Consider the following 12067-nt stretch of genomic DNA (forward strand, 5'->3'; position numbering starts at 1 on the left):
TCGTGTCAGTTACGACCTGCGTCGCTACGAATGATTCGCGCCGTGCCGCGGCGAGCTTTCGCTGATCTTCAGCACGCGGTCGACCGCTGCCGCTGGGGACGTGTCGGAGCCACCTGGTTGGATGGGTTGATGCTGCACGGGCTGTGGTCGCCGGACTCCGGGTTGCTCCTTTGGCAGGACCCGGAGGTCCTCGCGGTGCCCGAGCCGCTGGGCGGGATACTTCAGGCCTCGCGATTTCGGCATCGGGCCGAGGTGCTCGTCGGCGGGTCGGCCGAGATGGCGACCGAGCGGGTGCGTGCGCACGTGATGGCGCCCGCGTCGGCCGCGGTCGCGCTGCGGCAGCGGTTGCCGGTCGAGTCGGTCGCCGGGGATCTGAGGTTTCTCGCTCATGTCGCGCACGGCATCGAACGTTGGGTGCGGGCCGGTCGGATCGTGCCGGAGCTGCGCAGGGACGACGGGCAGTGGTGGGTGCGCTGGCGGCTGGTCGGCGGGGAGCGACAGCGGGCCTGGCTCGCGGAACTGGCCGTCGCCATGCCTGCCGCGCTGCGCGTCGCCGGTCGGCCCGGCGCAGTACTCGACGATCTGGTCGGCGAACTCACCGATCCGATCGCGAGGGAGCTATTGGATGCCCCGGCGTCGTCGCATCCGCTGATCGCGGCGCTCGTCGGTGATATGGCGCTCGACGGTGCGAGTTACCAGCTGGCCGAGATGCTGGAGCGCTGGCGGGGAAGCCTGACGGGCGACGAGCCGGAATTGGTGCTGCGGCTGCTCGAGCCGGACGGTGAACTCGGCGCCGAGGACGAGTCGGTGGCGTTGTGGCGCTTGGAGGTGTGCCTGCAAACCGAGGGCGAGGCGCCGAATCCCGTGCTGTTGCACGGTGATCCGAGCCTGGTTCGCACCGCGGTGGAGAAGCTCGGGGTGGCGCAGCGAGCATATCCGCGGCTGCGTGATCTGCCGAGCGATCCGCGCGCCCTGGACCTGCTGCTGCCGACCGAGGTGGTCGCCGACCTGGTTGCCCACGGGGCGCACGCGCTACAGGCGGAGGGCATTCGACTGCTGCTGCCACGGGCCTGGAACATCTCCGCCCCGACCATGCGCATGCGGGTGGACAGTGCCGTCCCCGCCGCCGAAAGCACCGTCGGCATGCGCGGACTCGTCTCCTACCGTTGGGAACTCGCGCTCGGCGACACCGTGCTGACCAAGGCCGAGATGAATCGGCTGATCGGCGCCAAGTCCGACCTGGTGCAGTTGCGCGGCGAGTGGGTACAGGCCGACCACAAGGCGCTCGCCGCCGCCGCCCGCTACGTCGCCGCCCATCTGGACGACACCGAACTCACCTTCGCGGACTTGATCGGCGAACTCGGCGCGGGCCATGTCGCGAAGGTGCCGATCACGGAGGTCACCGCGACCGGCTGGGCCGCCGAGCTCTTGGATCAGGCGCGTGAACCCGAGCCGGTGGCCACGCCGATCGGTCTGAAGGCGCAGCTGCGGCCGTATCAGGAACGCGGTCTGTCCTGGCTGGCCACTATGAGCCGGTTGGGTTGCGGCGCAATCCTTGCCGACGACATGGGCCTCGGCAAGACCGTGCAGGTGCTCGCCCTGTTGGTGCACGAGCGCGAAGCTGCAAACGTGGGCGATGGCGAACCGGTTGATGGGGGGAACGGGAAGATCTCCGCGCGTTCCGACAATGCGGAGCGCGCCGAGTTCGGGCAGCCCGCAGCGGGACCGCTCGGGCCGACGCTGCTGGTGTGCCCGATGTCGGTGGTGGGCAACTGGCAGCGGGAGACGGAGCGTTTCGCTCCTGATCTGCGGGTGTGGGTGCATCACGGCGTGGGGCGACGCATCGGGGAGGAGCTCGACGAGACGGTGGCGGCGGCGGATCTGGTGATCACGACGTACGCACTGTTGGCTCGGGATGCCGCGGAGTTGGGGCGGCAGCAGTGGGATCGGGTCGTGCTGGACGAGGCGCAGCACATCAAGAACTCGAGCACCAGGCAGGCGCGGGCGGCGCGATCGTTGAAGGCGCGACATCGGTTGGCGCTCACCGGAACTCCGGTCGAGAATCGGCTGGAGGAATTGCGCTCCATCATGGATTACGCGAATCCCAAATTGCTCGGTACGCCGCAGACTTTCCGTGCGCGTTTCGCCGTGCCCATCGAACGTGAGCGTGACGAGAACGCGATCAGCCGCCTGCGCATGATCACGCAGCCGTTCGTACTGCGCCGGGTGAAGACCGATCCCACCGTGATCAGCGATCTGCCGGACAAGCTGGAAATGACGGTGCGCGCCAACCTGACCGTGGAACAGGCGGCGCTGTATCAGGCGGTGGTCGACGACATGATCAACAAGATCAAGGACGCGAAAGGCATGGCGCGCAAGGGCGCCGTGCTGGGCGCGCTGACCAGGCTCAAGCAGGTGTGCAACCATCCGGCGCATTTCCTCGGCGACGGCTCCGGCGTGCTGCATCGCGGAGCCCATCGCTCCGGCAAGCTCGCGCTGGTGGAGGATGTGCTGGACTCGGTCATCGCCGACGGCGAGAAGGCATTGCTGTTCAGCCAATTTCGGGAATTCGGCGACCTCATCGCGCCTTATCTCGTCGAGCGCTTCGGCGCACCGATTCCGTTCCTGCATGGCGGTGTGCCGAAGAAGCGACGCGACGCCATGGTCACCGGATTCCAGGAGTCGGATGGCCCGCCGCTGATGTTGTTGTCGCTCAAGGCCGGTGGCACCGGTCTGAATCTCACTGCGGCCAATCACGTGGTGCACCTGGATCGTTGGTGGAATCCGGCGGTGGAGAACCAGGCCACCGATCGGGCGTTCCGTATCGGTCAGCAGCGCAATGTGCAGGTGCGCAAACTGGTCTGTGTCGACACCATCGAGGAGCGGATCGACGAAATGATCAGTGGCAAGCGGCAACTCGCCGATCTGGCGGTAGAAGCAGGCGAGAACTGGATTACCGAGTTGAGCACCGACGACCTGCGTGAGCTGTTCACCCTCGGCGCAGAGGCGGTCGGCGATTGAGTCCCTACACCGATTACAGCAAGTACGGCAAACGCCGCCCGGTTTCGGGCGGGGTCGAAGCACGCAGCCGCCGTGGCGCGTTCGGGCACACCTGGTGGGGCAAGGCGCTGATCGAGGCGGTGGAGGCGATGTCGGAACCGGGCCGGTTGGCCCGCGGTCGCACCTACGCCAGGTCCGGACAGGTGGTGAACTACCGGATCGAGCCGGGTGCGGTGACCGCGGAAGTGCAAGGCAGCCAGCCCCGTCCGTTCACGGCAGTCTTCACCGTTCGACCACTGCGGGACAAGGAACTGGCCTTGCTCATCGAGACGATCCGCACCGCGCCGGGCATGCTCGCCGAGATCGTCTCCGGCGCCTTGCCGACAGGTCTGGGATCGCACCTGCTGCCCACCACGGCGGCGGATCTGGATTTCACCTGCACCTGCCCGGATCCCGGCTGGCCGTGCAAGCACGTCGCCGCGGTCTGCTACCTGCTGGCCGAACGACTCGACGAGCGCCCGCGCGAAATCCTGACACTGCGCGGACTCGACCTGGACACGCTCATCGCAGGCATCGAACGCGACCCGAATCCCACCGAATCCGATGACCCATACGGCGACCGAACGGAGCTGCCGAAGCTTCCGAAGGTCGAATTCCATTCGGCCATGGACGATTTAGATCCCACACTGCTGCGTCGAGCGCTGCGCATGATCGCCGAGGACGAAACCGTAGCCGCCGCCGGCCTGCGTGAGCTCCGGGCTCTCTATGACGCGTTGGGTCGCTGATGTCGGCCTCCGGTTGCGATAGGGGCGGTCGACGGAAACCCAGCGCAGACCTCGGCCTGCCGGTAATCGGTGCTGGCAACGTGTTTCCTATTGCCGCGCCCATGCAATTGCCCGTCCTCTGCCAATGGGCCGTCCCATGAGCCCTTTGCACGCCGAGTTACGTGACATCACAATGGGCATGAGGCGCGAAAGGGTTCGGCCATGTCGACCGTAGACGATCTCGGGGCACCTGTTGCGATCGGTAGCCGGCCTCGGCGGGTGGTGTCGCTCGTGCCTTCCCTGACCGAGGCGGTGGCCGCCACTTGCCCCGAAACTCTTGTGGCGGTGACGGATTGGTGCACCCACCCTGCCGATCTCGATGCCGAGCGGGTCCGCGGAACCAAGAACCCGAACGTCCGCCGAATCATCGAGCTTGTCCCCGATCTGGTGCTGTGCAATCAGGAAGAGAACCGGCGTATCGATGTCCAACGCCTGCGCAATGCCGGAATTCCGGTGTGGGTCACCAGGATCGAGACTGTGCCCGAAGCCCTCGCTTCCCTGAGTCGCATGTTTACCGAGGCGCTCGGGACCGAGGTGCCGCAGTGGCTCACCGAGGCCGAATCAGCCTGGGCGCCACCGCCGCCCACCCGAATCCGCAATGCCGTGATCCCCATCTGGCGCAACCCGTGGATGGTGGTCGGCCGCGACACTTTTACCGGTGACCTGGCCTGCCGCCTCGGCCTGCGCCTGGTGCACGCGGACCGCCCCGACCGCTATCCCAGGGTCACCGAGGCCGAGCTGGTGGCCGGTGTCGAGCTGGCCGTCCTGCCCGACGAGCCGTACGTCTTCACCGAAACCGATGGCCCCGACGCCTTCGCCGGCATCCCCGTTGCCGTGGTCGAGGGCCGCGCCCTCACCTGGTACGGCCCGTCGCTCACCACCGCCCGTGCTGCGCTCGCCGACCAACTGGAACGTGCCCGCTGAGGATAGGTACTTGTCGCAGTCGGGCCCATCGGGATAAGCCCCTAGTCGGTAGCCCCGAGCCAAGAGAAACTATGCCGCGGTATCTATTCGATATATCCGCCGGGCTGTGCTCCGGAAGATCTGCTCGAGCTCGAGTCGGCCGCCGCCGTGTCCGGCGATCGCCGTGGCGATGGCCTCCGCGCTGTTGCCGATACTCGTAATCGGTTTGTCCACCGGGAAATTGGAGCCCCACAGCAGGCGATCGGCGCCGAACACATCGAGCGCGTGATCGACGAGCGGGCTGATGCGCTCCAGCAGTACGGGAACCGGAGTCGGTGTGCCGCGTCGTGGTACCGGATGGCCGAGGATGGGCATCATCAGACCACTGACCTTCGCGACCACATTGGGATGTGCGGCCACGGCGGTGAGGTCGTCACGCCACCGGACGAACAACTCGCGGCGCAGACTCGGATTCGAACCGGTGTGCTTGCCGACCGGGCCGAAAATGCCTACGGGCGTGCCGAGATGGTTGAGCACGATGGGAACCTCGGGATAGCGTGCGGCCAGCGCGGCGACATCGGGCAGGGCATGCGAGTAGACCCATGCTTCGAAGGAGAGCCCGCGTTCGGCGAGGTGGGCGAAGCCGTCGAGGAATTCCGGTGTGGTGAGCGCGCTTTCGACCTTGGTGAACGAGCGCACATTCGGATCCGGATGGTGCGCGACCATGGTGCGGATGCCGCGAAAGCGGGGCGAGGCCGCACGATGCGCGTCGAGCAGCTCGACGAAACCGGGCGTCGCGGGATTCGCGCTGCCGAGGATGGCGCCGAGCGTGGGGCCGTCCCCGCCGAACGGCAGCGCTGCTACCCAGGCTGTTTCGTCGGCCTTGCCGAGCGGGCCCGCACCGGACCATTCGACTTCGATGTGCACGATTGTGTCGACGGGCAACTCGCCCGCGTCGGCGCGATAATTCGCGGGCAGGTACGGGTGCGCGTAGTAGGTCGGATCCCCGACGAATTCACGATCCCGGCGCGGCGCCAGCCGGGCCGCGACCTCGATCTGCAGCGGGAGATACCGCAACAGCTTGGCCGTCCCGCTGAATCCACGGGGCGTGGTGAACGGATCCCACTGGTGGATATGTGCGTCGATGATCCGGATATCCGTGAGATCCATGTCTATTGTCCCAACCGCGCTGATGGCCCTCGGTGATTGTCACACGGCGGCGCGGCGTTCGGTTCGGAAATCACCGGTCGGCGTCCGAGCGTGCGGCGAACGCGCACAGGAACGTGCGCACGGCCGCGTCGGCGATCTCGCGGCGCTCGGCCGCGGATACCTCGCGGGTGCCCACGCGCGAGCGCGTTTCCAGATCCCGGCGTGGTCGAACCCGCGGGGATCAGGCGCCGGGCCGTTTGCGGCGGTGTGCCTTCTGTCGGCACGCGGTGCCGCAGAAGCGTGCGGGGCGTCCGGTGTGGGCCGCGTGGATCGGTTTGCCGCATTCGGCGCACGCGTGGGTTGTTTCGTGACGGGCGTCGGCGAGATCGTCGCCGAACGCTACGAAACCAATCTGTTTCGTCTCGTCGGTGCGCAGCCCGTCGAGGACGATCCGGGTGAGATGCCAGTCGTTGTCCACCGCGGCGCGGGTCGACTCGATGGCCGCGGCGCCCGCGATGAGGGCGTGCACGTCGGCGGTGTTCACATCGGAACGTACCGCGCCCGCGGCCTGGGCGGCGGCGAGGAGTTCGCCGAGGATCGTCAGGTAGCCGTCGAACAGATCGGCCGATAGTTCGGTGCGGCGGCCGGTGATGGCGTGGAAGCCGGCGCACAGTGCGCGGTTGACCGTCGCTCGCGACACGGTGTGCGCGAAGAACGCGAAAAACCGCTGGGCGGGGTCGCTGTCGCCGCGGGTGAGTTCGCGTCCCCATTCGACGAGTTCGTCGGTGCGACGGGCCAGCACCTCCTCGAACAGTTTCTCCTTGGTCGGGAAATGTCGGTACACGGTGCCCGCCCCGACGCCCGCGCGGCGGGCGATATCGCCGAGAGTCACCGACATGCCCTCGGTCGCGAAGGTCTCCAGCGCGATGTCGAGCACGCGCGCCCGGTTTCGTCGCGCATCGGAACGTAACTGTCCCTGGTCGTCCGGGCCACCGGCCGGGTCCACTATGTCGGCGGTCACAATTCCGGTTCCTCCTTGACGGATAAGCGGGTTGGTGATTCCGTATCAATAAGTGGGTCGCTAAACCCGATTCTATCCCATGGAGGACCATCATGACCGAAACAGTTCTAGTCACCGGCGCGACCGGGCAGCAGGGTGGCGCGGTGGCCAGGCGGCTGTTGGCCGACGGCTACGCGGTGCGCGCGTTCACCCGCGACGAAACCTCGGCCGCCGCGACGAAACTCGCTGCCCTTGGCGCGGAACTCTTCACCGGCGACCTGAGCGACCGGGCCGCGATCGACGCCGCGGTGTCAGGCACCTACGGCGTGTTCAGCGTGCAGGCCGTCGCCGGGTACAGCGCGCCCGCCGACTTCGACGAGGTCGCCATCGGTGTCGCGCTGGTCAATGCCGCGAAAGGCGCAGGTGTGCGCCACTTCGTGTACTCCTCGGCCAATAGCGTCGAACGGGATAACGGCATCCCTCACATGGGCTACAAGCGCCGCATCGAGCAGCACCTGCTCGCCTCTGGGCTGTCGGCCACGATCCTGCGCCCGGCCTCGTTCATGGAGAACTACCTGCTCCCGATATTCGGCCTCGCCAACGGCGAGCTGTCCACCGCCGCCATTCCCACTGTCTGGCAACAACTCATCGCGCTCGACGACATCGCGGAGGTGGCCGCGGCCGCGTTCGCGGCGCCGGATCGGTTCGCCGGACGCATCTTCGAGCTGGCCGGGGATTCGCTCACCCCGCCGCGGATCGCCGAGGAGATCAGCCGCGCGGTCGGCCGGGCCGTCCCGTACCGGCAGATTCCGATGGAGACCCTGCGCGCCATCAGCGCAGAGGCCGCGCGCGGCTACGAGGTGATGAACGCCGACCTCGGCACCAAGGCCGATATCGACGCCCTGCGTGCCGAGTTTCCCGCCCTGCTCGACTTCCGCACGTGGCTCGAAAAGGGCGGGGCGACACAGCTGCTTGCCGTGCTCGACGCCTGATCTCAGACGTTGCGGCGGTATTGGCCGCCGACGGTGAAGAAGGTGTCGGTGATCTGCTGGAGGGTACAGACGCGAGCGGCGTCCATCAGGACATCGAAAATGTTTGCGTCGGTACGGGATACGGCGTCCAGGCGAGCCAGGGCGGCGTGCGCGTCGTCGCGGTGACGGGTTTGGAAGTCGTGTACCCGGGTGAGCTGTGACTTCTTCTCTGCCTCGGTGCCGCGGGCGAGTTCGAGTTCGCGGTGTGGTTCACCGTGCGGGTTGCGGAAGGTGTTGACGCCGACGATCGGCAGCGAGCCGTCGTGCTTGCGGTGCTCATAGAGCATGGACTCGTCCTGGATGCGGCCGCGCTGGTAGCCGGTTTCCATGGCGCCGAGCACGCCGCCGCGTTCGCTGATCCGCTCGAACTCGGTCAGCACCGCCTCCTCCACCAGGTCGGTGAGTTCGTCGATGATAAAGCTGCCCTGGAGCGGGTTTTCGTTCATCGCCAGGCCCCACTCGCGATTGATGATCAGCTGGATCGCTAGTGCTCGCCGCACCGATTCCTCGGTGGGGGTGGTGACCGCCTCGTCGTAGGCATTGGTGTGCAGGCTGTTGCAGTTGTCGTAGATGGCGATCAGCGCCTGCAAGGTGGTGCGAATGTCGTTGAAGTTCATCTCCTGTGCGTGCAGCGACCGGCCAGAGGTCTGAATGTGGTACTTCAGCTTCTGCGACCGGTCGTCGGCACCGTACTTGTCGCGCATAGCGACGGCCCAAATGCGCCGTGCGACACGGCCGATCACCGAGTACTCGGGGTCCATGCCGTTGGAGAAGAAGAAGGACAGGTTCGGCGCGAACTCGTCGATGGCCATACCGCGCGCGAGATACGCCTCCACATAGGTGAACCCGTTGGCGAGGGTGAAGGCCAGCTGACTGATCGGGTTCGCGCCGGCTTCGGCGATGTGATAGCCGGAGATCGAGACGGAGTAGAAGTTGCGAACCCCGTTGCGCACGAACCATTCCTGGATATCGGCCATCATGCGCAGGCTGAATTCGGTGGAGAAGATGCAGGTGTTCTGCCCCTGATCCTCCTTGAGGATGTCGGCCTGCACAGTGCCGCGCACCGTGGCGAGGGTCTTCCCCCGAATGTCGGCGGCCTCGTCCGCAGTGGGTTCTCGGCCTGCGGCGGTCGAGAAGCGTTCCAGCGCTTGGTCGATCGCGGTATTGAGGAAGTACGCGAGGATGGTCGGTGCGGGTCCGTTGATGGTCATCGAAACCGACGTGGTCGGCGCGGTGAGATCGAATCCGTCGTAGAGGGCCTTCATATCGTCGACCGAGGCGATCGACACCCCGGAGGTGCCGACCTTGCCGTAGACGTCCGGACGTTCGTCGGGATCGCAACCGTAGAGGGTGACGGAGTCGAAGGCCGTCGAAAGGCGTTTCGCATCGGCATGTTCGGAGAGCACCTTGAAGCGCCGGTTGGTGCGGAACGGGTCGCCCTCGCCTGCGAACATGCGTGCGGGATCCTCGTTGTCGCGCTTGAACGGGAACACGCCCGCGGTGAACGGGAAGCGGCCGGGCAGGTTCTCGGCGCGCAGGAAGCGCAGCAGTTCGCCGTGATCGGTGTAACGCGGCAGCGCGACGCGCGGAATGCTGCTGCCCGACAATGATTCCCGGCGCAAGGCGGTGTGGATCTCGCGATCGCGCACCCGCACCACCTGCTCGTCGCCGCGATAGCTTTCGGCGACCGCGGGCCAGTCGGCAAGCAGTGCCGCGTTCTGGGCGGTCAGATCCGTGCGCGCACGGTCGAGTAGGTCGGCCACCGCCGCGTCGTCCGGCAGCTCCGCCAGTACCTGCTCCAGCCGCTGAACACGTTGCGCAGCAACGACTTGCTGTTCGGTGTCGGCGTGATACGTCCGTACGGCCTCGGCGATCTCGGCCAGATAACGCACCCGCGCGGGCGGAATAACCTGGGCGAATCGGGTGGAGGCCCGAACCTCGACGCGCGGTAGCGCACCGGGTTCCAGCTGGAGACCGTGCCGGCCGAGCAGTCCGGTCAGATGCTGATAGAGCGCGGTCACACCGTCGTCGTTGAATGTCGCTGCGCTGGTGCCGAATACCGGCATCTCGTCCGGACTGGCACCGAACGCCTCGCGATTGCGCACCAGCTGACGCGAGACATCGCGCAGCGCGTCGGCGCCGCCGCGGCGTTCGAACTTATTGATTGCCACCACGTCCGCGTAGTCCAGCATGTCGATCTTCTCCAGCTGAGAGGCGGCGCCGAATTCCGGTGTCATCACATACATCGAGACGTCCACGTGGTCGACGATCGCCGCATCGCCCTGGCCGATACCCGGCGTTTCCAGCACCACCAGGTCATATCCGGCGGCCTGACATGCCGCGATGATGACGTCGATGTTCTGCGGCAGTTCGTGATTGCCTCGGGTAGCCAGCGAACGGAAGTAGATGTGATCGCCATCGAGGGCGTTCATTCGGATGCGGTCACCGAGCAGTGCGCCGCCACCGCGTCGTCGGGTCGGATCGACCGCGAGGATCGCCACGCGCACCTTGTCCTGCTGATCGGAGCGCAGGCGCCGCACCAATTCATCAGTGAGCGAAGACTTTCCGGAGCCACCGGTGCCGGTGATGCCGAGCACCGGCACCGACCGCGCGGTGCCCGCGGCGATGAGGGCGTCGCGCTCTGCGGCGGGCAGACTGTCCTGTTGCAGGCAGGTGATGGCCCTGGCTAGCGCCGTCCGCTCGCCCGCCAGCACCGCGTCGATCGACGGACGCTCGGTCGACAAGTCCACATCGCACGCGCGAACCAGCTCATTGATCATGCCGGGCAGACCGAGTCGCTGTCCGTCCTCGGGGGAGAAGATCGTGACCCCCGATTCGGCGAGCCGCGCGATCTCGTCGGCGACGATCACCCCGCCACCGCCACCGAAGATCTGAACATGCCCCGCCCCGGCGTCGCGCAGCGCACTGGCGAGATATTCGAAGTACTCGATATGCCCGCCCTGATAAGAGCTGACCGCCACGCCTTGCACATCTTCCTCGACCACGGCCGCGACCACTTCGTGCACCGCACGGTTGTGACCGAGATGAATCACCTCCGCCCCCTGCGATTGAAGGATGCGCCGCATGATGTTGATCGCCGCATCGTGCCCGTCGAACAGGGCGGCGGAGGTGACGAATCGAACAGGATGGACGGGCGTATGAAGCGCGATGCTATCGGCCACGGGATTCCTCCGGGAGTTCTTCTGTCGCCCAATACTAGGACATCAAACTAATCCTACGGTGAGCCCGGTCAGCCCGCCAGCCTTGCGGTCGCTCACAAGGTGGCTTCGCTCGCGCACCCGGAAACGCTGGTCGAGCTCGCCCCGAACCCTGATCCAGGTTCGGAAAGTGGTGTATAAAGCATCTTTGCTGCGCCCCGTCTTACTGGGACATCCAACTATAGGATGACCGTGAATCGGGCGTGGACTTCCGCGCCGCCGCCGTCGACACCTGAGGACTGGCATGGTTCGCGAACTCACGCACTTCAGCACGTCGCCGGCACCTCCGGCAAGTTCGGCGATGTCTTCGATCCGAACGCCGGTGAGGTGCAGGCGTGGGTTCCGTTGGCCGGCAAGTCCGAGGTCGAGGCGGTCATCGCGACCGCCGCCGAGGCAAAGCAGGTGTGGGCCGCGTTCAACCCGCAGAAGCGGGCCAGGGTGCTGATCCATGGCAAAGCGATTCGCCACCGACGCGGCTTCGAGGTGGCGAACAAGGCGCTGCAGCTGCACGGCGGCTACGGCTACCTGGCCGAATACGGCGTCGAGAAGATCGTCCGCGATCTGCGGGTGCATCAAATCCTTGAGGGCACGAACGAAACCATGCGGGTGGTTGTCGCCCGCTCGGTGCTAGGAGCGGCATGACCGAACCCGACATCCTGATCGAGAAGCGCGACGGCCTCGGCCTGATCACGCTGAACTGGCCCCAGGCCATCAACGCGCTGAATCATGTGATGGCGCTCGGCATGTCGCGCGCCTTGCACGAGTGGGCCGACGACGACGAGGTCCGCACGGTCGTCGTCACCGGCGCGGGGGAGCTTTCTGGTCGACAACCCGATACGACTACCAGCCACGAGCACCACACCCGTGGAGAACCGCCGAAGGACTGGCCCAACTGCTCGAATTGAGCAACGTCCCGCAACAGGTCAGGGAACCCCGGAGAAG

At 66.4% G+C, this 12067-nt stretch carries 8 protein-coding genes and 1 pseudogene; 6 read left to right on the forward strand and 3 right to left on the reverse strand.

The genetic code is table 11. The features are described 5' to 3' along the window. The first annotated feature begins 129 nt into the window (after positions 1 to 129). The 3 genes from ACV7NQ_RS23860 (at position 130) to ACV7NQ_RS23870 (ending at position 4748) form a co-directional block, all read left to right on the forward strand. On the forward strand, positions 130 to 3021 hold the full coding sequence (locus tag ACV7NQ_RS23860) for a DEAD/DEAH box helicase (protein WP_463361677.1): 2892 nt from the start codon (positions 130 to 132) through the stop codon (positions 3019 to 3021). Then, a complete protein-coding gene (locus ACV7NQ_RS23865; RefSeq protein WP_463361678.1) occupies positions 3018 to 3785 on the forward strand; it encodes an SWIM zinc finger family protein in 768 nt (255 codons plus the stop codon). Before ACV7NQ_RS23860 ends, ACV7NQ_RS23865 begins: the two co-directional genes overlap by 4 nt. 201 nt (positions 3786 to 3986) lie before the next feature. Further along, positions 3987 to 4748 (forward strand): helical backbone metal receptor, encoded by a 762-nt coding sequence (locus tag ACV7NQ_RS23870; protein ID WP_463361679.1) that lies wholly within the window; start codon positions 3987 to 3989, stop codon positions 4746 to 4748. A 69-nt stretch (positions 4749 to 4817) separates the two neighbouring features. Here the strand turns inward: ACV7NQ_RS23870 and ACV7NQ_RS23875 are convergent, their stop codons facing one another. Both ACV7NQ_RS23875 and ACV7NQ_RS23880 read right to left on the reverse strand, forming a co-directional pair. Then, positions 4818 to 5897 (reverse strand): amidohydrolase family protein, encoded by a 1080-nt coding sequence (locus tag ACV7NQ_RS23875; protein WP_463361680.1) that lies wholly within the window; start codon positions 5895 to 5897, stop codon positions 4818 to 4820. Between the two features lie 220 nt (positions 5898 to 6117). Next, positions 6118 to 6897, reverse strand: coding sequence for a TetR/AcrR family transcriptional regulator (locus ACV7NQ_RS23880; RefSeq protein ID WP_463361681.1), 780 nt, complete (start codon positions 6895 to 6897; stop codon positions 6118 to 6120). 92 nt (positions 6898 to 6989) lie between these two features. On the opposite strand from ACV7NQ_RS23880, the gene ACV7NQ_RS23885 reads away from it, so the two are divergent. After that, positions 6990 to 7868, forward strand: a complete 879-nt coding sequence (locus ACV7NQ_RS23885; protein WP_463361682.1) for an NmrA/HSCARG family protein — start codon at positions 6990 to 6992, stop codon at positions 7866 to 7868. A 2-nt stretch (positions 7869 to 7870) separates the two neighbouring features. Here ACV7NQ_RS23885 and icmF read toward each other — a convergent pair whose 3' ends face one another. Continuing rightward, entirely contained in the window at positions 7871 to 11089 is a 3219-nt protein-coding gene (icmF, locus tag ACV7NQ_RS23890; protein WP_463361683.1) for a fused isobutyryl-CoA mutase/GTPase IcmF, read from the reverse strand. 222 nt (positions 11090 to 11311) lie between these two features. Here icmF and ACV7NQ_RS23895 point away from each other — a divergent pair, with 222 nt between their 5' ends. Then, on the forward strand, positions 11312 to 11767 hold the full coding sequence (locus ACV7NQ_RS23895) for an aldehyde dehydrogenase family protein (protein ID WP_463361684.1): 456 nt from the start codon (positions 11312 to 11314) through the stop codon (positions 11765 to 11767). Continuing rightward, positions 11764 to 11940, forward strand: a pseudogene (locus tag ACV7NQ_RS23900) (enoyl-CoA hydratase/isomerase family protein); the annotation flags it as partial. The gene ACV7NQ_RS23895 and the pseudogene ACV7NQ_RS23900, both read left to right, overlap by 4 nt. Positions 11941 to 12067: the final 127 nt, after the last annotated feature.

Source organism: Nocardia sp. Tas62D01, assembly GCF_055232035.1.